The 22,924-nt window shown below is 70.2% G+C and carries 27 protein-coding genes; 12 read left to right on the top strand and 15 right to left on the bottom strand.

Annotated elements, in window-relative coordinates; genetic code table 11:
• Positions 1 to 58: 58 nt before the first annotated feature.
• The gene (locus ACZ6NZ_RS12220; RefSeq protein WP_465858223.1) at positions 59 to 490 is read left to right on the top strand and encodes a DUF6196 family protein; all 432 of its coding nucleotides are present in this window, start codon (positions 59 to 61) and stop codon (positions 488 to 490) included.
• Between the two features lie 101 nt (positions 491 to 591).
• Positions 592 to 1,284 carry an HAD family hydrolase gene (locus ACZ6NZ_RS12215; protein WP_465858221.1) on the top strand — a complete coding sequence of 231 codons (693 nt, stop codon included), beginning with the start codon at positions 592 to 594 and terminating at the stop codon, positions 1,282 to 1,284.
• Positions 1,285 to 1,358: 74 nt separating this feature from the next.
• On the opposite strand, the gene ACZ6NZ_RS12210 is transcribed toward ACZ6NZ_RS12215, so the two are convergent.
• The gene (locus ACZ6NZ_RS12210) at positions 1,359 to 1,589 is read right to left on the bottom strand and encodes a holin (protein WP_465858219.1); all 231 of its coding nucleotides are present in this window, start codon (positions 1,587 to 1,589) and stop codon (positions 1,359 to 1,361) included.
• Positions 1,590 to 1,847: 258 nt separating this feature from the next.
• On the opposite strand from ACZ6NZ_RS12210, the gene ACZ6NZ_RS12205 reads away from it, so the two are divergent.
• Entirely contained in the window at positions 1,848 to 2,528 is a 681-nt protein-coding gene (locus ACZ6NZ_RS12205) for a hypothetical protein (RefSeq protein WP_465858217.1), read from the top strand.
• On the top strand, positions 2,525 to 2,932 hold the full coding sequence (locus tag ACZ6NZ_RS12200; RefSeq protein WP_366607595.1) for a nitroreductase family deazaflavin-dependent oxidoreductase: 408 nt from the start codon (positions 2,525 to 2,527) through the stop codon (positions 2,930 to 2,932). The genes ACZ6NZ_RS12205 and ACZ6NZ_RS12200 overlap by 4 nt, the downstream gene beginning before the upstream one ends.
• An 87-nt stretch (positions 2,933 to 3,019) precedes the next feature.
• Here the strand turns inward: ACZ6NZ_RS12200 and ACZ6NZ_RS12195 are convergent, their stop codons facing one another.
• Complete coding sequence (locus ACZ6NZ_RS12195) at positions 3,020 to 3,847, bottom strand: SAM-dependent methyltransferase (protein ID WP_366607597.1); 828 nt, start codon at positions 3,845 to 3,847, stop codon at positions 3,020 to 3,022.
• A gap of 312 nt (positions 3,848 to 4,159) precedes the next feature.
• On the opposite strand from ACZ6NZ_RS12195, the gene ACZ6NZ_RS12190 reads away from it, so the two are divergent.
• Together ACZ6NZ_RS12190 and ACZ6NZ_RS12185 are read left to right on the top strand one after the other, a co-directional pair.
• Positions 4,160 to 5,353, top strand: a complete 1,194-nt coding sequence (locus ACZ6NZ_RS12190; protein ID WP_465858214.1) for a cellulose binding domain-containing protein — start codon at positions 4,160 to 4,162, stop codon at positions 5,351 to 5,353.
• A 9-nt stretch (positions 5,354 to 5,362) separates the two neighbouring features.
• Positions 5,363 to 6,502: a glycoside hydrolase family 53 protein gene (locus ACZ6NZ_RS12185; protein WP_465858212.1), complete on the top strand. Its 1,140-nt coding sequence runs from the start codon at positions 5,363 to 5,365 to the stop codon at positions 6,500 to 6,502.
• 72 nt (positions 6,503 to 6,574) lie between these two features.
• Here the strand turns inward: ACZ6NZ_RS12185 and ACZ6NZ_RS12180 are convergent, their stop codons facing one another.
• Entirely contained in the window at positions 6,575 to 6,961 is a 387-nt protein-coding gene (locus ACZ6NZ_RS12180; RefSeq protein WP_465858210.1) for a hypothetical protein, read from the bottom strand.
• A gap of 100 nt (positions 6,962 to 7,061) precedes the next feature.
• Between ACZ6NZ_RS12180 and ACZ6NZ_RS12175 the strand changes: the two genes are divergently transcribed.
• Positions 7,062 to 7,319, top strand: coding sequence for a DUF6221 family protein (locus ACZ6NZ_RS12175; protein ID WP_465858208.1), 258 nt, complete (start codon positions 7,062 to 7,064; stop codon positions 7,317 to 7,319).
• A 52-nt stretch (positions 7,320 to 7,371) separates the two neighbouring features.
• Here the strand turns inward: ACZ6NZ_RS12175 and ACZ6NZ_RS12170 are convergent, their stop codons facing one another.
• Positions 7,372 to 8,667 (bottom strand): GAF domain-containing protein, encoded by a 1,296-nt coding sequence (locus ACZ6NZ_RS12170; RefSeq protein ID WP_465858206.1) that lies wholly within the window; start codon positions 8,665 to 8,667, stop codon positions 7,372 to 7,374.
• Between the two features lie 195 nt (positions 8,668 to 8,862).
• On the bottom strand, positions 8,863 to 9,375 hold the full coding sequence (locus ACZ6NZ_RS12165) for a MarR family winged helix-turn-helix transcriptional regulator (protein WP_465858204.1): 513 nt from the start codon (positions 9,373 to 9,375) through the stop codon (positions 8,863 to 8,865).
• An 85-nt stretch (positions 9,376 to 9,460) separates the two neighbouring features.
• Here ACZ6NZ_RS12165 and ACZ6NZ_RS12160 point away from each other — a divergent pair, with 85 nt between their 5' ends.
• Entirely contained in the window at positions 9,461 to 10,051 is a 591-nt protein-coding gene (locus ACZ6NZ_RS12160) for an NADPH-dependent FMN reductase (RefSeq protein ID WP_465858202.1), read from the top strand.
• A 106-nt stretch (positions 10,052 to 10,157) separates the two neighbouring features.
• On the opposite strand, the gene ACZ6NZ_RS12155 is transcribed toward ACZ6NZ_RS12160, so the two are convergent.
• From ACZ6NZ_RS12155 to ACZ6NZ_RS12140, 4 genes are all read right to left on the bottom strand, one after another.
• A complete protein-coding gene (locus ACZ6NZ_RS12155; RefSeq protein WP_366607613.1) occupies positions 10,158 to 10,517 on the bottom strand; it encodes a hypothetical protein in 360 nt (119 codons plus the stop codon).
• 167 nt (positions 10,518 to 10,684) lie between these two features.
• Positions 10,685 to 11,548 carry a TIGR03620 family F420-dependent LLM class oxidoreductase gene (locus ACZ6NZ_RS12150; RefSeq protein WP_366607615.1) on the bottom strand — a complete coding sequence of 288 codons (864 nt, stop codon included), beginning with the start codon at positions 11,546 to 11,548 and terminating at the stop codon, positions 10,685 to 10,687.
• Positions 11,549 to 11,635: 87 nt separating this feature from the next.
• On the bottom strand, positions 11,636 to 12,283 hold the full coding sequence (locus ACZ6NZ_RS12145) for a response regulator transcription factor (RefSeq protein ID WP_366607617.1): 648 nt from the start codon (positions 12,281 to 12,283) through the stop codon (positions 11,636 to 11,638).
• Positions 12,280 to 13,386, bottom strand: a complete 1,107-nt coding sequence (locus tag ACZ6NZ_RS12140) for a sensor histidine kinase (protein ID WP_465858199.1) — start codon at positions 13,384 to 13,386, stop codon at positions 12,280 to 12,282. The genes ACZ6NZ_RS12145 and ACZ6NZ_RS12140 overlap by 4 nt, the downstream gene beginning before the upstream one ends.
• Before the next feature lie 138 nt (positions 13,387 to 13,524).
• On the opposite strand from ACZ6NZ_RS12140, the gene ACZ6NZ_RS12135 reads away from it, so the two are divergent.
• Both ACZ6NZ_RS12135 and ACZ6NZ_RS12130 read left to right on the top strand, forming a co-directional pair.
• The gene (locus ACZ6NZ_RS12135) at positions 13,525 to 14,118 is read left to right on the top strand and encodes a CDP-alcohol phosphatidyltransferase family protein (protein WP_465858197.1); all 594 of its coding nucleotides are present in this window, start codon (positions 13,525 to 13,527) and stop codon (positions 14,116 to 14,118) included.
• A complete protein-coding gene (locus tag ACZ6NZ_RS12130; protein ID WP_465858195.1) occupies positions 14,115 to 14,585 on the top strand; it encodes a hypothetical protein in 471 nt (156 codons plus the stop codon). The genes ACZ6NZ_RS12135 and ACZ6NZ_RS12130 overlap by 4 nt, the downstream gene beginning before the upstream one ends.
• Positions 14,586 to 14,654: 69 nt before the next feature.
• Here ACZ6NZ_RS12130 and ACZ6NZ_RS12125 read toward each other — a convergent pair whose 3' ends face one another.
• Positions 14,655 to 15,497 carry a LysR family transcriptional regulator gene (locus tag ACZ6NZ_RS12125; RefSeq protein WP_366607623.1) on the bottom strand — a complete coding sequence of 281 codons (843 nt, stop codon included), beginning with the start codon at positions 15,495 to 15,497 and terminating at the stop codon, positions 14,655 to 14,657.
• 72 nt (positions 15,498 to 15,569) lie between these two features.
• On the opposite strand from ACZ6NZ_RS12125, the gene ACZ6NZ_RS12120 reads away from it, so the two are divergent.
• Complete coding sequence (locus tag ACZ6NZ_RS12120; RefSeq protein WP_465858193.1) at positions 15,570 to 16,781, top strand: MFS transporter; 1,212 nt, start codon at positions 15,570 to 15,572, stop codon at positions 16,779 to 16,781.
• Here ACZ6NZ_RS12120 and ACZ6NZ_RS12115 read toward each other — a convergent pair.
• On the bottom strand, positions 16,778 to 17,980 hold the full coding sequence (locus tag ACZ6NZ_RS12115; RefSeq protein WP_465858191.1) for an MFS transporter: 1,203 nt from the start codon (positions 17,978 to 17,980) through the stop codon (positions 16,778 to 16,780). The two genes, ACZ6NZ_RS12120 and ACZ6NZ_RS12115, sit on opposite strands and share 4 nt — an antisense overlap.
• Before the next feature lie 130 nt (positions 17,981 to 18,110).
• A complete protein-coding gene (locus ACZ6NZ_RS12110) occupies positions 18,111 to 18,980 on the bottom strand; it encodes a fructosamine kinase family protein (RefSeq protein ID WP_465858189.1) in 870 nt (289 codons plus the stop codon).
• A 98-nt stretch (positions 18,981 to 19,078) separates the two neighbouring features.
• On the opposite strand from ACZ6NZ_RS12110, the gene ACZ6NZ_RS12105 reads away from it, so the two are divergent.
• A complete protein-coding gene (locus ACZ6NZ_RS12105; RefSeq protein WP_465858187.1) occupies positions 19,079 to 20,125 on the top strand; it encodes a serine hydrolase domain-containing protein in 1,047 nt (348 codons plus the stop codon).
• A gap of 21 nt (positions 20,126 to 20,146) precedes the next feature.
• On the opposite strand, the gene ACZ6NZ_RS12100 is transcribed toward ACZ6NZ_RS12105, so the two are convergent.
• The 3 genes from ACZ6NZ_RS12100 to ACZ6NZ_RS12090 all read right to left on the bottom strand — a co-directional run bounded on the left by ACZ6NZ_RS12100 (position 20,147) and on the right by ACZ6NZ_RS12090 (position 22,886).
• Positions 20,147 to 21,001, bottom strand: a complete 855-nt coding sequence (locus ACZ6NZ_RS12100; protein ID WP_465858185.1) for a DUF4253 domain-containing protein — start codon at positions 20,999 to 21,001, stop codon at positions 20,147 to 20,149.
• Positions 21,002 to 21,018: 17 nt separating this feature from the next.
• On the bottom strand, positions 21,019 to 21,609 hold the full coding sequence (locus tag ACZ6NZ_RS12095; protein ID WP_465858183.1) for a DinB family protein: 591 nt from the start codon (positions 21,607 to 21,609) through the stop codon (positions 21,019 to 21,021).
• Between the two features lie 71 nt (positions 21,610 to 21,680).
• Complete coding sequence (locus ACZ6NZ_RS12090; RefSeq protein ID WP_465858181.1) at positions 21,681 to 22,886, bottom strand: cellulose binding domain-containing protein; 1,206 nt, start codon at positions 22,884 to 22,886, stop codon at positions 21,681 to 21,683.
• Positions 22,887 to 22,924: the final 38 nt, after the last annotated feature.

Below are 22,924 nucleotides of genomic sequence, written 5' to 3'. Positions count from 1 at the left end.
CGGTGGCCGTGTGTCGTGGGCGACTGCGTCGGCTGGCGTCGTCGGGCAATATCGGCGCATGGTCAGCATCAGCCAGGAGTCCAGTGACGAGACGGCGCAGCGGTTGCGGCGGGTCATCGCGGCCGCCGAGCTGGTCATGTTCGATGGTGAGTGGTCGTTCTTCGAGGCGCCGCTCACCCAGCCCCCGGCCTTGACGGCTGACCTGCTGGCCGTGGTGCGCGACGAGGATCGGTGGTCCTGGCTGGCACCGGATGCCGGGACCGATGGTGAGCGCTTCGCGGTGTTCTCATTTCACTTCCCGCCCGACGTGGACAACAGCGGGTTCGTCGGATGGCTGGCCACCGAGTTCAAACGCCGGCTGGGCACCGGCGTGTTCGTCATCTGTGGTCACAACAGTGAGCGCGGTGGCATCTACGACTACTGGGGCTGCCCGACCCAGGTCCGCGCCGAGGCCGTACAGGTCCTTGCTGAGCTGCGCGCCGGTCGGTAGCCGTCCGCACCCTCAGTTCCATGATTCAGAGGCCGTAACCCGGGATCGCAAGCGGTCGACGGCGGCGACGGCCTCAGTAGGATGTTGAGATGTCTCGGCCGGTGATCTTCGACCTGTTCCATACCCTGGTTCACGGTGCCGATGACGAGCGTGACCGGGTTGTTGGCGAGATGGCGCTCGTGGTCGGGGTGGCTCCGGCCGCGCTGGTCGCCGCCTATCACGCAACCTGGCGTGACCGGCTGGTCCGGTGGGACGTGGAGGACACCGTCCGCATCCTTGCCGGACGCCTCGGCGGCACGCCGACCGACGAACAGGTGGAACGGGCCGGTGAACATCGCCGTGCCCTCGCGCGCCGGGTGTTGGGCGCTGTCTCGACCGCCACCCTGGACGTGCTCGACGTGCTGCGCGACGGCGGGCATCCACTGGCCCTCATCAGCAACGCCACCTCCGAGACCGCCGAGGCATGGCCGCAGAGCCCGCTCGCCCGCCGCTTCGACGTCGCGGTCTTCTCGTGCGAAGTCGGGTTTGCCAAGCCCAACCCGGCGATCTACCGCATCGCCGCCGAGCGCTTGGGCGTCGCGCCGGCCGAGTGCGTCTTCGTCGGTGACGGCGCAGACGGCGAATTGGCCGGTGCGGCAGCGGTCGGCATGACCGTGCTTCGTACGACTGAGCACAACGACACCGACCCGAGCTGGGGCGGACGTGCGTTCGCCAGCCTTGGCGACCTGCCGACCCTGCTGCGCGAGTCGACCGTGCTGTCTTCCGCTTCCACGCCTGACGGTCGGCCCGGGTGACCACCTCAGAGAGTGAGACGCCCCCGCCAACCGAAGTCAGCGGGGGACGCACCGTTCGCAGCCGAACGAGGCTACTACTCAGTGCCGACGAGGCTGGGTGAGTCGCCCTCACCCGATACCTTTGCACTCACCAGTGAGGTGAGCACCGACAGCACCGCCGCGCCGGACGCGATGCCACCGGCCGCTGCCCAGTCCGCCTGCCAGGCGTTGAACACGATGTCAGCGCCCCAGTAGAGCAGCAAGCCCTGTGCGGCGCTCTTCACCGCCCGCTCGGCGGTGGCCTTCCAGAACCTCGTGGTGAACATGTTGATACCTCCAGGGGTAGGTTCATCGGACGATCCATACCTCAAGAATGCCTGGTCAGAGGCGGTTAGTGCTTGCCGCGCTGTCTGGGCCGCCAGCGGGTACGGCACCGGTCAGAACGAGCTGCCCTCGTGCTCGAACGGGGGAGGGGGACGATCACTTCTGCGGTACGGGTGGGGCTACGGTGTTGGCTTCGAGGTGTCGGCTGCGCCAGCCGGTGCAGGCGTGTCCGCGCCTCGTGACGACAGACGAAGCCGGCGGTGGAGATGGTCGAGCAGCTCATTTCCCGGGCGGATGCCGCCTACCAGCGTTGGTTGGCGTCGATGACCGACGACGTCGTCGCCGGTGGAGTGGTCGTGTACTGCGGGGGATCCCTGCCGGAACGCAACGCGACCTACGGAATCGGCGAGTGGCTCACGGGCTACCTCCTGATCGGCCAGGAGGGCGATCGGGGATTCTTCCTCAGGTGCGACGGCGGCGGCGGGCCGGTGTTCTGGGCTGACCTGGGCGGCTTCGGGGACGTCGACCTCGAGGTTGTTGCCCCCGGGTTCGAGGTGTGGCTGCGTTCCGGGTTCGACCTGCCGGCCGAACCGGAGCCGGACCTACCGTCGACCGCCGACGTCTATGTGGGCGGCATTCCCCTCGACGGGGTCCGGTTGCTGGCGCGGGTCAGGAAGCTGCTGGGTGTGGATTGGCACTTCGGGGATCTCCTGGGCCTGCTCGCCACCCAACCGTTCCTGGCGGCGAGGTCAGCTCAGCTGTACGCGCTGCGCCGCGACCTGGAAGTCGCCCCCGAGTTGCGGCCATTCCTGCTCTACGCCACCGACCACGGACTGGAAGCGGTGTGGTCGACCGGCGACGCGTTCGCTGTGTCACGCCACTGTCGAAGCTGTGAGAATCTTGTCGACGAGGCCGGTACGCGGGGCGAGGAGAAGACATGAGCGACTTCAACGACAAGATCATCGCTGAGTTTCGTGCCAACGGGGGGCAGGTCGGTGGTCAGTTCGCTGGCGCTCCGCTGCTGCTGTTGCACACGCTCGGTGCCAAGAGCGGCCAGCCTCGGCTGAACCCGATGATGTACCAGAAGGTGGACGGCGGCTATGCCGTGTTCGCGTCCAAGGGCGGTGCGCCCAGCAATCCGGACTGGTACTACAACCTGCTCGCCCACCCCGAGGCCCAAGCCGAGATCGGTACGGACAAGGTCGAGTTGATCGCCAGAGTTGCCGTCGGGGACGAACGGGAACGGATCTGGAGCGCGCAGAAGACCGCATATCCAGGCTTCGCCGACTACGAGCGGAAGACGACCCGACAGATCCCCGTCGTCGTACTGGAACCCGCACCGTAGCCAGGGTCGGTCCAACCACGTTCAGATCTGACACGTGAGCACGTCGGCGGGGGCACCCCCGCCGACGTGCTCACGAGAAGACGGCCCCTACGGTTTGCGGGCGAGGAGCCCGACGAAGGTGTGATAGGTGTCGGTCTGCACCGTGGCCGGCGCGTCCGGCTCTGGGCGCCACTCGGCCAGCGGCACCAGCCCCGGCTCCAGCACCGTCAGCCCATCGGCGAACGAGAGGATTTCCTCGTCCGTGCGCCAGCGACCGGTGCCGAGCGACTCGTTGAAGACCCGCTCGACCTCGCGGGCCTTGCGGGAGCCCTCCGGATCTCGCTCACCCGGGTCGCGGAAGTGCGAGATCGCCACGTAGCTGCCGGAGGGCAGGGCGTCGATCAACGCGGCCGCCACCGCCTTCGGGTCCTCGTCGTCGCCGAGGTGATGCAGGATGGCGAAGAGCAGCAGGCCGACCGGCCGGTCGAAGTCGAGGAACCGGCGTACGTCCGGGTGGTTGAGAATGTCCTGCGGCTCCCGGATGTCCGCCTGGATCACCGTCGCGGTGCCCTCTGCGGCGAGCAGGGCCCGCCCGTGCGTCAGGACTATCGGGTCGTTGTCCACATAGACGACCTGAGCCTTCGGGTTGTGCTCGGTGGCGACCTCGTGCACGTTGCCCTGAGTGGGCAGCCCCGAGCCGATGTCGAGGAACTGGTCGATGCCCGCCTCACTGACCAGAAAGCGAATGACTCGACGCAGGAAGGCCCGGTTCGCCTGGCCGGCTGCCGGCCCGTCCGGTGTGATCCGCAGGGCGTGCTCGGCGACCTTCCGGTCGACCTCGAAGTTGTCCTTGCCGCCCAGGAAGAAGTCATAGACCCTGGCCACGCTGGGAATGTTGGGGTCGATGCCGGGGGGTGCCGCCTTGTCGCGGGTCACAGGCGTCTCCATTCGATCGGGATTGGCGCGGGCTCGGCTCTGCGGGCGGTGCCGGCGTTGCGGCGAGTGTAGCGATCGGAGGGATTGGATTTTGCCCCACTGGTATCGCTCCCAACGAATTGCCCGACCGCGACCTGTGGCGTCGGCCAAACACAGTGGATCGTCAGCGGCGCACGGCCACACCGTGCCGGAGTGACGCGACCCAAGCGGCGGGGGAGAGGAGCGGTGAGGGCGCACAGCGGGCCGGGTCGATCAGTGGCCGAGGCGTGAGACACGTTGGCGTTCATCGATACGTTGTCGCATCGTCGACCTATGACAGGTGCTCCCTCCTCCTCGCTCATCCGCCGTCTGCGGCCGGGCCTGCTGGCCGCCGTCGTGCTGTCGACGGCGGTGCTCGGCAGCGCCCTGAGCGCCGTGCCGGCGGCCGACGCCGGCACCGTGACGCCGGCCGCGTTCCCGGGGGTCGCCCCGGCGCCCGCTGGGGCCGCGGAGTCCGTCGCAGCGCCGGCCGGGACCGTCCCGCCACCGTCGACTTCGCCGTCCAGTACGCCGAGCACCTCGCCCGTCGCGCCGAGTGCGCCCGCGAACCTGACCGCCAGCGAGGTCCGCAGCGCGTCGGTCACCCTCACCTGGACGGCCGCCGCGTCCGGCTGCTGCGCCATCACCGGGTACGACATCACGTACTACCAGGAGTTCGGCGACATCGTCTTCAGCGCCACCGTCGGGGCCGTCACCAGCACCACGATCACCAACTACCTCGGGCCGGGTCAGCAGTACACGTTCCGATTGATCGCCCGGGACAGCCTCGGGCAACGCTCGAACTGGTCGAATGCGCTGACAGTGGTCACCCCGGTGACGGACACCGGCCCGGACACCACCCCGCCGAGCGCGCCGCAGAACCTGACCGTCGGCGAGGTGACCGCCTCGACCGGCACGTTGTCCTGGTCGCCGTCGACGGACGACGTCGGCGTGCTCGGCTACAACGTCTACCGGTTCGACGGCTGGTTCACCTCGCAACTGGTCGCCACCGTGCCGGGTACCACGTACACGGCGCCGCTACCCGCGTCGACGCCGCTGCGCAACCTGTACTACGTGCGCGCCCGGGACGCGGTGGGCAACGTGTCGATCGCGTCCAACACCGTCACCCTGCCCACGACGACGACTACTCCGACGCCCCCGCCGCCCTCGACCTGCCAGGTGACCTACCGGAACCAGTCTCAGTGGCAGGGCGGCTTCGTGGCCACTGCGACAGTCCACAACACCGGGACGGCAGCGATCGAGGGTTGGATCGTCACCTTCAGCTTCCCGGGAGACCAGCAGGTCACCTCGGGGTGGAACGCCACGATCGGCCAGACCGGGGCCGCCGTGACCGCTCGAAACGTCGACTGGAACCGCGTCCTCGCGCCAAACGGCTCTGCGACCTTCGGCATGCAGGGGCGGTGGGGTGTCAGCGACGCGCCGCCGACCGGCTTCTCGCTGAACGGCGCACCCTGCACGGTGAGCTGAAGGAGTCTCGTGAACACCAATCCGGCCACACCCCACCGCCGCGCCAGGGCTCTGCTCGGGGCCGTCGCGGTCGGCGTCCTCGCCGTCGCCGGCACGCTCGGCGGCGCGCCCGCGCCCGCCTCGGCCGCGAACACGCTCACCATGCGGGGTGCCGACGTCTCCTCGTTGCAACGCAGCCTGGATCTGGGTGCCAGGTACTACGACGCCGGCGGCGTCGTGCGCGACCCACTGGACATCTTGAAGTCCGTTGGCCTCAACTACGTCCGGTTGCGCGTCTGGAACAACCCGGTCAGCGGCTACAACAACAAGAACGCGGTGCTGGGTCAGGCGAGGGCGGCCAGGGCGAAGGGCCTCAAGGTGCTCATCGACTTCCACTACTCCGACACCTGGGCCGACCCGGGAAAGCAGTACAAGCCGGCCGCCTGGGTCGGGCACAGCCTGAGCCAACTGCGTACCGACGTCTACACCTTCACCTACGACGTCTGTTCCAGCCTGCGGGGGCAGGGCACCCCGCCGGACAGCGTGCAGATCGGCAACGAGATCAACGTCGGGATGCTGTGGAACGAGGGCAAGGTCGTCAACAACGACTTCGCTCCGCTGGCCGGCCTGCTGAAGCAGGGCTACAACGCGACGAAGGCGTGCGGCAGCGGCATCCCGGTGATGATCCATACCGCCAACGCGGACAGCAACGCCAACGCCCGGTGGTTCTACGACGGCATCCGAGCGCAGGGTGTGCAGTGGGACATCACCGCGCAGTCGTACTACTGCATGTGGCACGGCAGCCTGGCGAACCTCTACAACAACATCGTCGACCTGCGTGCGCGCTACGGCAAGCCGGTGGTGATCGTGGAGACCGCGTACCCCTTCACCCGGAACAACGCGGACAGCGAGCCGAACGCCATCGGCGACGCGACCTGTGACGGCATCAGCGCGACCTGGTCCGGGCAGGCCCAGGAGTTCGACTGGGTGCAGAACACCGCCCGCAACGCGGGGGCCATCGGGGTCTTCTACTGGGAACCGACCTGGTACGCCGTCCGCGGCAACGGCTGGGACCCGGCCAACATCAACGGCACCGGAAACCAGTGGGACAACATGGCGGTCTTCGACTGGTCGGGGCGGGTGAACCCGGGCGTACGGTGGACGCCCTGACCTCCTCGGAGGTGCGGCGACGGCTCCCGGCCACTGCCACGATCCGTCGCCGAAATCCGCCGCGGGCAGTGATCAGCAGGTGCGCGGCTGCCAACTCACCTTCGTCACGAACATGGGCACGTACAGATCCCCGCCGCCGGGGCGGGCGCAGATCGCGCCGGAGAGCTGCGTCCCGAGATAGTTGTAGGACCAGGTGATCTCGGCGTTGCGGGAGGTGCGGTTGTAGTAGTTGAAGGCCGGGACGTTGCCGGACCATTCAGTGGTGGTCACCAGGGACGGAGTCGAAATGGGGCCCTCCGCCGGATGATCCCAGTTGGGCCAGATGCAGAACGTGCCCTGCGGGCAATTCCCGGGTGACCAGTAGTCGGCCGAGGCATTGGGGGTTGCCGCCGAGGCGGCGGGGACGGTGGCCAGCACGCCGGCGACGGACGCGGCGAGGGCGATGGATTTCCACAGCATGGTTCACCTACTTAAATAGATGAGCATGGATGCCTGCCGAAAGGCTACCGGTGGAAATTTGAAGGGTCAAGCACTTATGGTCGTGGGCGAGAATCGGCGGATGGAAGATCTCCTGCGATTCCTTCATCGCCGGTACGAGGCGGACTGCCACGCGTACACCGACGTGTTTCACCGGTTCGGCAGCGATGCGCTCCTCGACAGCCACCTGCCGATGCTCGACCTGGTCGACAGCCTGGCGAAGGAGTACGAGGCCATGGCCCCCGGCGACGAGCGCTCCGTTGGTCTCGCCTACGCGCTGCGGGTGCTCGGGCAGTCGTACAACGAGCATCCCGACTACCGCAAGAAGTGGCGGCCCTAGCTGCTCGGGGAGCCGCCCCTGTAGCCGAACCCGATCGCGGCATCGGAAACCGTCAGCGGTTGAGGTAGGCGGTCAGGCCGCCGAGTTCCTCGCTGGCGATGAACACCGACCGCACGTTGAGGATGGCCTCCTCGACGTGGGCGGGGCAGCCCCACGCCGCATCACCCCACGAGTCGGCGACCTTGACCTCGGCGGGCGCCGTGCATCCGGCGGCGCCGCCGAGCTGGCAGTGCTCGGGGTGCGGCGCGGCGGCCTGCGCGGCCGCGGCGGCGCGCATCCGGGTGGCGAGTTCCGCCGCGACGGTGGCGCGCTGCTCAGCCTCGGCGCGTAGCTCACGCTCCACGCGCAGTACCTTGGCCAGCTCGTCACTGGCGGATTTGGCGCGTGCCTCAGCGGCGAGTTTCGCCTGCTCGATGTGGTGGCGTTCGATGGCCAGGGCGGCGGTGCCGGCGAAGAGCCGGGTGAGGGCGAGGTCGGTGTCCTGCGGGACACGCGGGCTGCGGTGATACATCGCGAAGGTGCCCAACAGGCCGCCGTCGCGGGCCAGGATCGGCGTGGACCAGCAGGCCGCCAACCCGGCCTGCTCGGCCAGCCCCCGGAAGTCGTCCCAGAACGGGTCGGTGGCGATGTCGGTGACGATCACCGGTTCCCGTCGGTGGGCGGCGGTGCCGCACGAACCGACACCTTCGCCGGTCGCGATGCCGTCGATGGCCTGGTTGTAGAAGTCCGGCAGGCTCGGCGCGGCGCCGTGGCGCAGGTGCCGGGCGTCGGGATCGGCCAGGAGTACGGAGACGAGCACCTCCTGCGGTGCGAGGTTCTCGATGCAGCGGGCCATCCCGTCGAGCACCTCGGTCAGGGGCGCCTGGCGGGCGATCTGCTCCAGCAGGGCGCGGTGTTCGGCCATCAGCCGTTGAGCATGCTTGACCTGTGTGGTCTCCACGCCCAGCACACGGACGCCGGTCACGTTGCCGTCGGCGCTCCGGCGCGGCTCGTAGGTGAAGTCGAAGAACGCCTCCCGCGCCTGCGGGCCGCTGCCCAGCACCACCCGGACGTCACGGCCGGTGTAGGGCTCGCCCGTGCGGAGGACCTGGTCCAGGAGCGCGATGAATCCCTGACCGGCCAGTTCAGGCATCAGCTCGGCGATCGCCACACCGACCCGGGCCCGCTCCTCGCCGATGGTGGCGAAGAACGCGGGATTCGCCGTCTCCAGCAGGTGCTCTGGCCCGGCCAGAGCGGCGAAGACGGCGATGGACTGCCCGAACAACGCACGCAGGTCGTCCTCCGCCGCTTGTTCGGCAGCGGCCGGACGCGCAGCGGCGGTAGACCGTTGGCCTGGTACCGCGGTCATGGTGGGGGTTCGCCTCTCGTCTGCGGGATACGGGCAACGTGTCACCGGTCGGTGCGGGTCGCCACCGCCGCCCGGAAGGGGTCACCGCCGGTGCAGCGTACCCATGTGCCCGAAATTCGGGTCTTACCCCACCAGCCACCCACCGTAACCGGGAGCCCGACCGGTGGCGTGATCCGGTCAGGCGGAGTGGTCGGGTTACTCCGACGGGCGAAGAGCCTTGCGAATCGTCGGCGCGAGAGGCAGATCCGTCGTGCTGAGCGCGGCGACGATCCGGTCCGCCGCGCTTTGGAGTTCCCGCAGGCCAGTAGCGTCGAGGCCGTCGAAGAGCAGCTTGCGTACGGTCGCCACGTGGGCCGGCGCGGCCAGTTGGACCTTCTCCCAGCCCTGCTCGGTGAGGACGGCGTTGGTGTACCGGGCGTCGTCGGGGTCTGGACGACGTAGCACCAGGCCGCGCTTCTCCAACCGGGCGATCAGGTGGGAGATCCGGGACAACTCTGCCCCGGTCAGGATCGCGAGGTCACTGAGGCGCAACGTGCGATCCGGCCGATCGGAGAGGCCGGCCAGCGCGTAGTACTCCAGGTGGCTGATCTGGGCGTCACGCTGCAACTGCACGTCCAGCGCGACCGGCAGCACGACAGCGACCGCGTGCAGAGCGCGCCAGGCGCGCATCTCGTCGGCGGTCAGCCAGGTCGGACCTTCGGTCGTCACGGCGTCGAGTCTAACGTCACATGAACGTTCACGTATCAGGCTGTTAGTGTCTTACATGAAAGTTCACGTAACCAGAGGAGCAGGCATGTCCGCCCTGAAGATCGCCGTCATCCTTGGCAGCACGCGCCCCGGCCGCAACGGCAAGGTGGTGGCCGACTGGGTGCTGGCCCAGGCTGCCGGTCGTACCGCCGCCGAGTACGAGCTGCTCGACCTGGCCGACTATCCGCTGCCGCACCTGGACGAGCCGGTCTCGGCGAAGGCGGGCCCCAGCCTGTACTCGAAGGAGCACACCAAGGCGTGGGCCACGAAGATCGCTGAGTACGACGGCTACGTGTTCGTCACCCCCGAGTACAACCACTCCACCTCAGGCGTCCTCAAGAACGCGATCGACTACCTCTACAACGAGTGGACGAACAAGGCGGCCGGGTTCGTCAGCTACGGTGCCGTCGGCGGAGCCCGGGCCATCGAGCACCTGCGCGGAGTGTTGAGCGAGTTGCAGGTGGCGCACGTTCAGCAGCAGCTGAGCTTCTCGCTGTACACCGACTTCGAGAACTTCGCCGACTTCACGCCAGCGGACATGCACGCCGGCAGCGCCCGGCTGCTGTTCGACCAGTTGGAAAGCTGGGCCGGCGCGATGCGGGCCGTCCGTGCGGTCAGCCTCGTGACGGCTGCCTGATCGGGCGAGCGGCGGACGGCGTCCAGTTCGGCACACCGCGAGCTGCCGCCGTTCGCCGACGGCGGCTCACACCACAGGCCGGCCAGCCGTCCGCTCGGGTCAGGGGTCAGTTCGTGGTCTGGTTGCGCTCGGCGAGTTGCTTCAGGTTGAGCAACTGCCGTCGCGCCATGATCAGGTCGCCGACGGACAGCCCGGGCGCGGCCCAGCGGGGCGACTGCATGACGACCTTGAGGAGCAGACGCGTGGTGTTCCGCTCCCAGGGCACCAGGACGTAGGACATGAAGGCGCCCATGATGGTGCTCGTGAGCTGCCTGCCGGGGTCGACCGAGACGATCCTTCCCAGCTTCCGCCAACCCGCGGTGGTGAACGCCTCGCCGACGTGCGGCTCCGGTAGGCCTCGCAACTGTCGAGGTGAGCGGCGACCCAGGTTGTCGATCCAGTCATATGAGTACGGGGCAAGCCTCACCTGGGTCACCCACGGCCACACCGCTGCGGGGGGTGCCGCTATCGACACTCCTCGCCATGCCTGGAGAGCGGGTGAGACGACGAACTCGTCGCAGGGATAGGGCCGTGTCGTCTCGTTCCTGGTCACCCCCCACCGGTCACCGATCACGCGTTCGTCCCTCCCGGAGGTCAGATCAGGGCTGCGCCGAGGGCGCGGAACGCGTCGGCGGGGAACGCCGTGTCGTCGCCTCCGTTGAGCACCTGGATCGCCACCTCGTCCGCGCCGGCCTGGTAGTGCTTCTCCAACCCGGCCACCACCTCTTCGACGGTGCCCCACGGGATCAGGGCGTCGACGAGGCGGTCACTGCCGCCGTCGGCGAAGTCCTCGTCGGTCCAGCCGAATCGCCGCAGGTTGTTGGTGTAGTTCGGTAGCGCGAGATACCCCCTCGTGTACTGGCGGGCGGTGGCGCGGGCCGTGGTGGCGTCCGCGTCGAGGACCACGGCGACCTCGGGGGCGAGCAGCCGGTCGGGCCCGATTGCCGCCCGGGCCTGCGCGGTGTGCTCGGCAGGGACGAAGTACGGGTGCGCGCCGGTCGAGCGGTCGCGGGAGAGTTCGAGCATCCGGGGGCCCAGCGCCGCCAGGATGCGCCGCTCGGGCGTAAGCCCGGCCGCGTCGAGGCCGTCGAGGTAATCGACCATCCGTGAGTACGGCTTGCGGTAGTCGGTGCCGCCGCTCTCCACGACCACCGCGTGGCTGGCGCCGAGACCGAGCAGGAACCTGCCGGGATGCGCCTGCTCAGCGTCCTGGGCGAACGCCGCCGCCTCGGGCGGCGACGAGTGCCAGATGCTGACGATCCCGGTCGCGACCCCGATGCGCGTGGTCCCGTCCAGGATCTCCCGGAAGCGGGGGGCGACGTTCTCGCCGAAACCACCGGAGAACCAGATTCGGGAATACCCCAGGCCCTCCAACTCGGTCGCGGCGTCGATGGCCGCGCTCCGACTCTCGCTAGCAAGGAAGAACGGTTGCCATACGCTCACGAGTCGTTGTGCCATACCGCAACCCTACGACCCTCAGCCGCTGACCGGGTGGCGGCAGACAGGCCAGCCCGGGAAGCCGGCTGGCACGCGCCGGCTCCTGAGTCACGGTGTGAGGCCAGCCTGGATCGCCAGGATGGCGGCTCCCACACGATCACGGCTGCCGGTCTTGGCCAGCACGTTTGTCACGTGGGTCTTGACGGTGCTCATCGACAGGTAGAGGCGCTCGGCGATCTCGTTGTTGTTGAGCCCGGCGCCGATCAGGGCGAGCACGTCGGTCTCCCGAGCGGTCAGCTGGTAGGCCGTCAACTCCACCCGGGTGGCCGGCCCGGTGGCGCGGACCCGGTCGAGTACGGCGCCGGTGACCTCGGCGGAGAGGACCGCCTCGCCGGCCGCGACGGTGCGCACGGCGGCGATGAGGTCGCGGGCGCTGGACCGCTTGAGCAGGAATCCGCGGGCGCCGGCGGCGATGGCGTCCAGGACGTAGGCGTCGTCGTCGAAGGTGGTGACGACGATGACGGCCGGCGCGTGTGGGATTCTGGCCAGCTCGCGAGTGGCTTGCAGGCCGTCGAGTACCGGCATGCGGATGTCGACGAGTGCGACGTCGATGCGGGAGTCGCGACGTACGGCGTCGAGGAACTGCCGCCCGTCGGCCGCCTCGGCCGCGACCTGGATGTCGGGTTGAGATCGCAGGATCAGGCTGAAGCCGTCCCGAACCAGTTCCTGGTCGTCGGCGATCGCGACCCGGATCACGGGTTCGCCACCGGCAGGTTGGCCTGGAGCATGGTGCCGCCACCGGGGCGCTGGCTCAGCTCCCAGCTTCCGCCGCGTGCGGACACGCGTTCGCCGATGCCGAGCAGGCCCGAGCGGTTGGTGGGGGCATGGGGGAGCCCGATTCCGTCGTCGCTGACCCGCAGGCGGGCGTGGTCGCCGACGCGGACCAGCTCCACCCAGGCCGCTGTGGCTTTCGCGTGCCGGGCGATGTTGGTGAGGGCTTCCTGGGCGATGCGGTAGGCGGTCAACACCCCGATCTCGTCCAGGCCCGGGTCGGCGTCCAGCTCGACCCGCACCGCCACGCCCTGCTGGCGCAGTGGCTGCGCCAGCAGCTCGTCGATGTCGGACAGGCGCGGCGGCGCGCTCACCGCGATAGCCGCGTCGGGATCGCGCAGGTGCACGACGAGCGCATCGAGCTCGCTCAGTGCGGTGCGTCCGCTGTCCGCGACCGCGCGCAGCGCCGCGCCCGGGTCGTCACCGAGCTGACCCGCCTCCGCCTGCACCACCATGGCGGTGACGTGGTGACCGACCACGTCGTGCAGCTCACGGGCAAGGTTGGTGCGCTGCTCGAGCCAGGCCGCCTGGCCGCGTAGCTGGTCCGTCTCCTGCGTGAGGGCATAGCTGTGCGACCACGATCGCAACAGGGTCGCCAGGAGATAGCCGGCCGCCACGAAGACGAACGGCTGCTCGTACAGCCCGCGCTGGTTCATCAGCGCGACAGCGAGGGCGCCGGCCGCGCCGATCAGGCCACCCACCCAGCCCATCCATGGCCGTCGTGCCGGGTCTTCACAGGTCGAGACGAACACGAGGGCGGCGGCCACGAGGCCCAACTGCACCGATTCTCCGGTGCTGACCAGCGCCGCGAACCCGGCGCAGACCGCGAACACCAGTGCCCGGTAGCGGGGGCGCAGCGTTATCGCGCCGAGGCCGACCGGCAGCACCAGCCACGCCCAACCCGCCGCAACGGCGAGACCTCCGTCGACAGTGGTGACCACAGCGGCGATGATCAAGGCCGTCGCAGCGTACGCGAGCCGGCGCACCCGCCCGGGGTCGCGCAGCCGTTCGCGGATTCCAGTCAGCACCAGCACAGTCTCCGTGACGGGCCGGAAGACCGGCCAGTACCCGGGTACCGGATCGTCCGGCACCCCGGTACCGCCCTCGGAGCTGGAACGGCACCACGGCTCGTTCCGCGAGAACGCTTACCGGACGAGTCTGCGGAGGTGACTCTCGTCGACTCCCGCATCGCCATCACCGTCGGCCCGCTTCGTACGGTTCCCAACTACATCACCGCCGTTCGCACGGTCGCCGCTGTCACCGTCGGGATCCTGGCCCTCGTCTCCGGGTCGGTGGCATTGATGGCGGTATCGTACGGTATCTACTGGCTCGGTGACGTGCTCGACGGCTGGGCCGCCCGCCAACTCGGCCAGGAGACCCGGGCGGGGGCCGTCTTCGACATCGTGAGCGACCGGGCCTGCACCGCCGTACTCTGCGTGGGCCTGGTTTCCCTGGTGCCGGACGTCGCGGTCGTGGCCCTGGTCTTCCTGCTCTCGTTCCTGGTGCTGGACACCATGCTGTCGCTGGCGTTCCTGTGCTGGCCGGTGCTCAGCCCCAATTACTTCCACCTGGTCGACCGACGGGTCTGGGCGTTGAACTGGTCGCCGCTGGCCAAGGTCGCCAACACCGCCGGCGTCATCGGCGCCATCGCGTTCGGGCAGTACCTGCTCGCGCTGGGCGTCGCCGTCGCCGTCGTGGCGGTCAAGCTGTGGTCGGTCGCAGCGGTGGCCCGGCTGCTCGAACGGGACGGCCGGGCATGAGCAGCCTCGCCGAGGCCGTGGTGGCGCTCGGCTACGGTGTCGCGTCGGCGCTCGTCCCGATCGTCAACGCCGAGGCCTACGCCGTGGTCGCCGGGCAGCGTGGCGGCCACGCACTCGTCGCCGTGCTCGCCCTGGCGCTCGGGCAGACCGCCGGCAAGCTGCTGCTGTTCGAGTCGGCGCGTCGTGGTTCGGGGCGGCTGGCCCTGAAGGTCGCGAAGCGGGCACAGTCACCTCGCGCGGCGACTCGGGCCGCGCGGTGGACCGAGCCGATCCGACGCTGGCTATCCCGCCGCCGCACGGCCCTGCCGACAGTGCTGGCCTCCGCCGCGGTCGGGGTTCCGCCGCTGGCCGTCGTCAGCCTCGCCGCCGGCACCGTGGGCCTTCGACGCTGGGAGTTCGCCGTCGCCTGCCTCTCCGGGCGGGTGATCCGCTTCGCCCTGCTGGTGCTGCCAGCGGTGCTGGCCTGACCTCGGCTTCCCGTCAGAGGAGCCGACCGTCGTGGGTGAGCAGGGCGGCCGGGCCGCCCAGGCGCGTACTCAGACGAGGCGACGGAGCACGGTCTCCACGGCGTCGATCAGCGGATCACCATCGGTGCGGGGGTGCCGGGCGAGACCGAACTCGACGTCCGGCAGGACGGGCAGGGCATCGGTGTCCCGGCAGATCATGGCCGGTTCGAGGTTCGCGGGCATGAGCGCCGCCACGCCGAGCCCGGCCCGTACCGCGGCGAGCACCCCGACCAGGCTGTTGCTCTCGAAGGCCACCCGCCAGCGCCGATCGGCGCGCTCCAGGGCGTCCAGCACCGACGTACGCCAGGAGCACGGGTTGGAGAAGAGCACCACCGGCAGCGGGTCGGCGGACACGTCCACACCCTGCCCGGTCGCCCAGACCAGCGGGGCGCGCACCGTCCAGCGCGGCGGCCCGGGGATGTCCGGTACCGCGTCGAGCACGAGTTGGACGCGCCCCGCGTCGTACGCCTCCCGCATGGCGGCGTTGGAGCAGCTGAGCACCTCCAGCGTCGCGCCGGGATGCAGCCGGGCGAGGTCGGCGAGGGCCTGCGGAAGGTGGGACGCGGCCAGGTCTTCGAGCAACCCGACGCCACAGTGGCCGGTGAGCGCCCGGCCGGTCTCGGCGAGTGCCTGTGCGGAGAGCGAGAGGATGCGTTCGGCGTACGGCAGGATCTCTTCGCCCGCCCGGGTCGGCGAGACACCGGTCGACGACCGGTGCAGCAGCGGTCGACCGACGACGGTCTCGAGCTTGCGCAGCTGTTGACTGAGACCGGGCTGGGTCTGCCCCAGGGCGGTCGCGGCACGGCTGATGCTGCCTTCCCGTACGGCGGCGACGAACGACCGCAGCAATGCGGTCTCCAGGTCCCTTGCCATAAGCAGTCATTATGCCAGCCTCAACAAGATGGCGTCTTCTTATGGCGTGCGGACGGGGCTAGCGTCGGGCGGGTGACCAGTTACCGGCAGGTGCTCGCCGTGCCAGGGATGGCACCTCTGCTGGGTGTCTCGCTGCTCGCCCGTACCGCGATAACCGCCGACGTGATGGCGCTCACCCTCTTCGTCGTCCTCGGCCTGGAGCTGAGTTATGCGGCAGCGGGTGGGGTCGCGGCGGCCCTGACCGCCGGAGTGGCACTGGGCGGGCCGCTGCTCGGCCGCATGATCGACTCGCGGGGGCTGCGTCCCGTCCTGCTGGTGACCGCCGGCGCGCAGGTCGTGTTCTGGCTGGCCGTGCCGGTCCTGCCGTACGGGTTCCTGCTGGTCGCCAGCTTCGTGGCGGGCCTGCTGATGGTGCCGGCCCAGGCGGTGAGCAGGCAGGCGATCGCCGCGATGACGACGTCGAAGCAACGCCGGGCCGCGTTCGCGCTGGAAGCCGTGCAGGGCGAGCTGTCGTACATCGTGGGGCCGGCGGTGGTGATCCTCGGCGCGGCGACGGTGTCCCCCGACGTGGTGGCCTGGGGGGTCGGCGCCGCGATCCTGGCCGGCGGCGTCGGCATCGCCCTGCTCAACCCACCGATGCACGCCCGGGACGAGGCGGAGGCCGCCGCGGCGGAACGACCACCACGGCGGCAGTGGTTGAGCGCGAGGATGATCGCCGCGCTGACAATGGCCTTCGGGACGACGACGCTGCTCAGCGGCGTCGACCTCGCCATCGTCGCCACGCTGCGAGAGGTGGGTCAGGTGTCCTGGGCCGCCGTGGTCGTCGTGGTGTTCGGCCTGTCGTCGGTCATCGGCGGGCTGGTCTACGGCGCGCTGCCCCGGCCCCTGCCCACCTGGCTGCTGCTCGCCCTGCTCGGGCTCGTGACGATTCCCGCCGGGCTGGCTTACGACTGGCCCTGGCTGTGCGTGGCCGTCGTGGGAAGCGGTCTCCTCACCGCGCCGACCCTCGGCTCGGTCGCCGACGCGGTGAGCCGCCTGGCGCCGCCCGGCGCACGCGGCGAGGTGACGGGTCTGCAGTCGTCGGCGCAGAGCGCCGGTTTCGCGCTCGGATCCCCGCTGGTCGGTGTGGCGATCGACCTCTCCGCGCCGGCGGCCGGTTTCGCGGCGGCCGGTCTCGCCGGCCTGGCCGCCGCCGGGACCGGCTACCTGGTGTCCCGCCGATCACCCGCCCGACGACGCCGCCGGGCGATGCCGGGTACCACCGCGGGCCGGCCGGCGCTCTAGGTGCTCCGCCCAGAGGGGTCGGAGACACGGCTGGCGGGTGCGGTGTGGTGGCGACGGGTGTCCACGGCGAGCAGAGTGAGGGCGGCCAGCGTCAGCAGTCCGCCGGCGAGCGCCAGCGGGCGTGCCCCCGAGGTGGGCAGGAGCGCGCCGCCGAGCAGTGACCCACCGGCGATGCCGGCGTTGAAGGCGACGCTCACCCCGGCCGACGCGATGTCGGTGCTGCCCGGGGCCAGGTGCAGCATCCGGTTCTGTACGGCGGAGCCGAACGCCGCGTACGCGAGGCCGATCCCGGCGAGAAGCGCGACCACGCCCGGCTTGAGCGCGCCGAGCACGTGCAGCCCGAGCAGCGAGGCCGTGCCGATACCGAGCGGCGTCAGCAGCGAAGCGATCGGTCGGGTGTCCAGAGTGCGGGCCGCGACCAGGGTGCCGACGACGCCGGCCGCGCCGGAGACGAACAGCAACGGCGCCAGCACCGCGTCGGCGAAGCCACTGACGTCGAGCAGGAACGGTGTCACGTAGGTCTGCAGGGTCATGAAGCCGCCGATGCCGAGGGCCGTGGCGGTCAGCAGGACCGCAAAGCGACGGCCGTCCGGGGCGCTGCCCCGGGCGGCGCCGCCGGCGGCCGGGGGATAGGAGGGCAGAAGGAACAGCACCGCGGCGGCGATCGCCACCCCGATCCCGGCCAGCACCGCGAACGCCGCCCGCCAGCCGGCCTGCTGCCCGAGCCAGGTGCCGAGAGGTACGCCGAGCACCGGGGCGAGCGTCGCCCCGGTCGCGAACAGCGCCACCGCCCGACCGCGCACCGCGACCGGGAACGGTCCGATCACGGTCGCCGTGGCGACGGACCAGAACAGCGCCTGGGCGAGGGCGGTCACCAGGCGGGTGCCGGCCAGTGCGGCGTACGTCGGCGCGAGCGCGGCGCCGGCGTTGGCGGCGGCGAACAGGAGCATCGTGACGCCGAGCAGGTGCCGCCGGGGGACCCGCTGGGTCAGTCGGGTCAGCGGCACGGACGCCAGCACCACCACGACTGCGTACCCACTGACCAGCAGGCCCACCTGTGAGCGGGACCGGTCCAGATCGGGTGCGATGCGGGTCAGCAGACCGACGGGCAGCAGCTCGGTCGTGATGAACGCGAACGCGGCCAGGGAGAGCGTGACGAGCACGGCCCTGGCCCTTCGTGGCGACATCTCCGGTGCCATGATCCACCCCCCATTCCAGTGGGTCACCGTAAACGAGGGCCCGGCCCCGCTCCGCTCGCGGGTCTCGGCGGCCGTCGGGCGACATCGGCTGGCCGGGCCGGTCTCCGTGGTCGGCCGCCGGGCACTTCGATCAGGATCGCGTCCGGAACGGGGCAAGGACGCCGCGGATCTGGTCGGCCGCGCCCCAGTCGTCGTCGAACTGGGCCAGCACGGCGAGGTGTTGTCGCAGCTGGATGACCGGCATCCGGGCTTCCCAGTCGGCGTCGAGCGAGGTCAGCTCCGCGTAGACGTCGAACATCCGTCGTGCCTCGGGCGGAGGCGAGGTGGACCAGACGTGCGCGAGGTCGACCTCGGCCCAGACGTACGACACGGCCGGGTCGATCAGCGCCGGCTCTCCGTGCGCGGTGGCGAGGACGTTCTGCGCCCACAGGTCGCCGTGCGTCAGGCACGCCGGGCGCTCGGGAAGCAGGTCGGGCAGCCGGTCGCAGAGCCGTTCCAACGCCGACCGGTCCTCCGCGTCGAGCGCGGCCTCGACGCGGGGCTCGTCGAGCCAACGCAGCAGCCGGTGCTCGGCGAAGAAGGCGAAGCCGTCGTCGTTCCACGTGTTGACCTGACGGCGTCGGCCCAGCCAGTTGTCCTGGTGCCAGCCGAAACGGGGATGGGTGGTGTTCAGGTGCAGGCGGGCGAGCAGGTGGGCGAACTGCTCCCAGAAAGCCTCGCTGCGCGGCCTCTCGCTCAACACCGACAACACCAGCACGTCCCGATCCGCCAGGATGACCTCGGGTGTCGCCACGCCGCCCAGGTCGCGCAGTGCGGCCAGCCCCTCGGCCTCGGCGGCGAAGACGTCGTCGGCCGGCGGGTCGGCGAATGCCTTGACGAACACCGGCGGGGCATCGCGGCGGGTGGCGATGCCGGCGAGAGCCGCGAGCCCACCGGTCACCGGTCGCACGGCGACGACCTCGCGCATACCGGCCAGGTGCAGACGTTCCAGCAGGGTCACGGGGACGCTCCTCATTCCCGGCGTACGAGGTCGCCCGATCCTATGTGGCTGATCACGGCCCGCTCGGCCGGCGGCGGGGGTGGTGGACACTGCTGGGCATGGGTGACGTGGCGGTGGATAGGCAACGGCTGGAGCGGATCCTCCAGGAGTTCGGTGCCCGGTGGACCAGAGACGCCGCCGACATCAGGGCCTACCTGGCCGCACAGGTCGCCGACGCGAGCCACCGCGAGGTCGTCGGCCCGCTGCGTGCCGCCAGCGGAGCCAGTGGTGTCGTCCGGGTCGGCGGTCGGGAGGTCGCGGCCTGGGGCGACCCGGACGTCCCGGAGATGGCGTTCAGCGTCACCAAGTCGGTCGTGTCGGTGGTGGCCGGCCTGGCCTTCGACGACGGGCTGCTGGTGCCGGACCAACCGGTGCACCAGGTCGTCGACGTACCTGAGTTCCGGGGGCCGCACAACGAGCAGATCACCTGGCGTCATCTGCTGCAGCAGTCGAGCCAGTGGGAGGGCGAGCTGTGGGGCAAGCCGACGAGCGTCGACGCGCAGAGCTTCCGCGAGCGGACCGAGGTGCACGGCACACCCCCGGGCCAGGGGTGGGCGTACAACGACGTACGGATGAACCTGCTCGCCTACGCGCTGACGCTGCTGTTTCGCAGGGCGCTGCCGGAGGTGCTGCGGGAGCGGGTCATGGACCCGATGGGCGCGTCGGACCGGTGGTCGTGGCACGGGTACTCGACGAGCGTCGTCGACCTCGACGGACACCGGGTCGAGGTGGTCTCCGGCGGCGCGCACTGGGGCGGGGGACTGATCGTCCCGGCCCGGGACCTGGCCCTGATCGGTCAGCTCTTCCTGGACCGCGGCACCCATGAGGGGACCCGGCTGCTCAGCGCCGGATGGGTCGACCAGTCCTGGGCCCCGTGCCCGGTCAAACAGGAGTACGGCTACCTGTGGTGGCTCAACGACGAGCAGGTGCCGTGGCCCGGCGCTCCGGCGACCGGCCGCAGCGCCCGGGGCAACGGCGGACGACACCTGCTGTGGGTCGACCCGGCCCGGGAACTCGTCCTCGCCTCCCACTGGACCGAGGAACCGCTCGATCTGATCCGGGAAGTCTCCCGTACCGTCACGGTCGCGGGGGTTGACGAGGGCTGAGCCGCGTGGGGACCGTGTCGATCAGGGTCGGTTGTGGACGAACCAGGCGTCACCGGCCGGCAGGGCGACGGCGACCTCCCATCGGCTCAGTTCGAGGTTCGGAGCGAGCGCCATGAGCTGACCGGCGGCAGCCCACGCCTCGTCACCGGGCGTGGGGCGACGCCCCACCTGGAACTGCAGCATGGTGTCCCACGAGGCGACCAGGCGGGCGTCCCACCGGTGCCGCCACCGCGCCAGCACCTCGGCGAGCCGCTGGCGGTCCTCCTCGGTGAGCGCACCGTGGAAGTCCACCCAGTACGCCGAGCCGCGGACGTCGGTGGTGGGTAGCAACATGAGCAGGACGCTGTCCGGCGTGTACCAGTACTCGGTCTGCGTCACGAGCCGCACGTTGCCCAGCACCTCGGCGTGCAGGTCGGCGTCGGCGAGCAGCCGGTCGTACAGCGCCCGCTCCAGCACCGGCAGCGGTGTCGGCACCACCACGTCCGGCACCAGGGCGGTCAGGTCGACGCCGGTCGTGCCCCGCGCGTAGAACCCGATCTCGTCCTCGTCGACGTGTTGGTCCTCGCTGTAGTGCCGGAACGTCAGCCAGGGTTCGGAAGACGCCGCCGCCTCGACGAACGCCCGCAGCTCCGACTCCGACGGACCCTGCTCGGGCTCGGACCGGATCGTCAGCGCGTCGTCGAAGTCGTCGGTGACCATGACGGGCCGGCGTCCGGTGACCGGGACCAGCGCCTCGGCGGCCTGCCAGACCTCGTACAGGCGGTCGGGGTCGACGTCGGCGACGAGGATCGTGCCCGACGGGCCGTGCCCGATCGGCAGGCCGGCCAGTGGCGTGCCCCGGAGAGCCGCTTCGATCTGGTTGAGGTCGTCTTGCACGTCGACAGCTTCGCCGATCACCCGAAGCGGTCCGCGAGCTTCGTCAGCTTGCTGACATACGCCGGCCAGTCGTAGTCGTCGGGGATGCTGCTGCTGTCCTCCCGGAGGCCGACCGCCGTGTCGTGCTGTTCGCGCATGATGTCGGCGTGCCCGGCGTGCCGGGCGAGATCGCAGGTCACGTGGAGGATGATCCGCTGTAGCGTCACGTCCTGCCGACCTGGCTGCCACCACGGCACCTGCCCCGGCGCGTCGAGCGGGAGCTGGTCGATCGTTTGGTCGGCGAACGCGCCGACCCGGCGGTACAGGTCGATCAGCCCGTCCTTCGTCTCGTCCTCGCGGGCGTACCAGTCGGCCTGCGGGTCCTCGTCGAACGCCGACAGGGGGACCAGCTCGTCGGGCGTCGCGAACTCGCGGCCGAAGGTGACCCCGAAGTAGCCGGCCTCGACGTTGAGGCAGTGCTTGACCGCACCCAGCAGGTTGTTGCCGGTCGCCGTGCGGGGCAACCTGACCTCCCGTTCGCTGAGCCCGTCGAGCTTCCAGACGAGGCCTTCGCGCTGCCGCCGGAGGTAGTAGTGCAGGGCGGCCTTCGCATCACTCAGTTCAGCCATGCGCGCCAGTCTTCCCCATCCGGCGGGGTTCGGCGGGCCGGTGCCGGGGCGCCCGCCCGCCGAACCACTCGTCAGCTTGCGGCGCAACTCGCTGTGGTTCCGCTGCCGCTGCCGGTGCCCTGGAAGCCGAAACTGGTGGCCTGACCTGCGGCCAGTCGTCCGTTGTAGCTCTGGTTCGCGACGGTGATGGTCCCGCTGGTGCCGCTGCTGACCCCGTTCCACAGCGAGCTGACCGATGCGCCGCTCGGCAGGGTGAGGGTGACCCGCCAGCCGGTCAGCGCGGCGTTCCCCGCGGTGACGCTGACGTTGGCGACGAAGCCGCCGTTCCACTGGTCCTGGACCGCGAAGACCGCTGCGCAGCCAGGCGTGCCGGTCGGCGGGGGCGTGGTCGGTGGCGGTGTGGTGGGCGGGGGCGTGGTGGGTGGCGTGCCGTCGTCGAGCGTCAGGTTCTTCTGCTGGACGCTCCACTGAGTACGGCACAGACCGCAGTCGGCGCCGACGAAGTTGCGGCCGGCGGTGGTGTCGCCCTTCAATCGCCACTTGAAGTAAAGGGTCGCGACGCGGCCGAACTCACCGCCGTTGGTCTGGTCGTAGGTGCCGCCATGACCGACGTTCAGGTTGCCCATGAAGGCGGGCAGGCCGGCGGGCAGCTTGCCCCAGTCGTCGATCGCGTTCGGGTAGGCGATGTCGCTGGGCCCGCCGACGAAGTAGGCGATCGGCTTGGTCAGCCGCCGGAGCTGGTAGTCGTCGGCGTCGTTTAGCAGACCGCTGCTGAAGATGCCGGTCGTGGTGACGCGCGGGTCGTTCGAGACGGCGTACGCCTCCAGGCCCCCGCAGGAGAAGCCCGCGACCGCGACCTTGCTCGTGTCGATCTTGTTGTAGTACTTGCTGCCCTGCCGGGAGTTCTCCGCGATCGCCCAGTCGATGGACTGGGTGAGCATCTGGGAGTTGGTGGAGCCGGAGGCGTTCGGGCCGCCGTTGGCGATGGCGAGGAAACCGTGGGAGGCGATCTCGCGCAGGAAGTTGCCCTGGGAAAGCCCGTTGGCCGAGCAGCCACCGTTGCCCCACACGACGATCGGGAGGCGCTCGGACGGGAGGGTCTGCGGCCGGAAGATGGTGTGGTTGGCCAGGGTCGCCGAGGTTTCGTAGTCCGCGGGATAGGGGCCGGAGCCGCCGATGGCCGCGGACGCCGGGGTCCCGCTCAGCGCCATGATCACGGAGGTCACCGGGACGATGGCGGCTGCCAGCCCCGCGTAGATCTTGGTTCGCCTTCTCATTGAATCCTCCAGGAACAGTCACGGTGGCGCTCCCTGCG

The sequence above is a fragment of the Micromonospora sp. NPDC047756 genome, assembly GCF_055587245.1.
This window is presented reverse-complemented; position numbering and strand designations above follow the sequence as displayed.

Coding starts and splice junctions, on each gene's coding strand:
- ACZ6NZ_RS12175 (WP_465858208.1), top strand. CDS start 7,062: ATGGAAGATCTCCTGCGATTCCTTCATCGCCGGTACGAGGCGGACTGC.
- ACZ6NZ_RS12095 (WP_465858183.1), bottom strand. CDS start 21,609: ATGGCTGAACTGAGTGATGCGAAGGCCGCCCTGCACTACTACCTCCGG.
- ACZ6NZ_RS12105 (WP_465858187.1), top strand. CDS start 19,079: ATGGGTGACGTGGCGGTGGATAGGCAACGGCTGGAGCGGATCCTCCAG.
- ACZ6NZ_RS12190 (WP_465858214.1), top strand. CDS start 4,160: ATGACAGGTGCTCCCTCCTCCTCGCTCATCCGCCGTCTGCGGCCGGGC.
- ACZ6NZ_RS12115 (WP_465858191.1), bottom strand. CDS start 17,980: ATGGCACCGGAGATGTCGCCACGAAGGGCCAGGGCCGTGCTCGTCACG.
- ACZ6NZ_RS12130 (WP_465858195.1), top strand. CDS start 14,115: ATGAGCAGCCTCGCCGAGGCCGTGGTGGCGCTCGGCTACGGTGTCGCG.
- ACZ6NZ_RS12220 (WP_465858223.1), top strand. CDS start 59: ATGGTCAGCATCAGCCAGGAGTCCAGTGACGAGACGGCGCAGCGGTTG.
- ACZ6NZ_RS12150 (WP_366607615.1), bottom strand. CDS start 11,548: ATGGCACAACGACTCGTGAGCGTATGGCAACCGTTCTTCCTTGCTAGC.
- ACZ6NZ_RS12125 (WP_366607623.1), bottom strand. CDS start 15,497: ATGGCAAGGGACCTGGAGACCGCATTGCTGCGGTCGTTCGTCGCCGCC.
- ACZ6NZ_RS12160 (WP_465858202.1), top strand. CDS start 9,461: ATGTCCGCCCTGAAGATCGCCGTCATCCTTGGCAGCACGCGCCCCGGC.
- ACZ6NZ_RS12170 (WP_465858206.1), bottom strand. CDS start 8,667: ATGACCGCGGTACCAGGCCAACGGTCTACCGCCGCTGCGCGTCCGGCC.
- ACZ6NZ_RS12200 (WP_366607595.1), top strand. CDS start 2,525: ATGAGCGACTTCAACGACAAGATCATCGCTGAGTTTCGTGCCAACGGG.
- ACZ6NZ_RS12180 (WP_465858210.1), bottom strand. CDS start 6,961: ATGCTGTGGAAATCCATCGCCCTCGCCGCGTCCGTCGCCGGCGTGCTG.
- ACZ6NZ_RS12090 (WP_465858181.1), bottom strand. CDS start 22,886: ATGAGAAGGCGAACCAAGATCTACGCGGGGCTGGCAGCCGCCATCGTC.
- ACZ6NZ_RS12210 (WP_465858219.1), bottom strand. CDS start 1,589: ATGTTCACCACGAGGTTCTGGAAGGCCACCGCCGAGCGGGCGGTGAAG.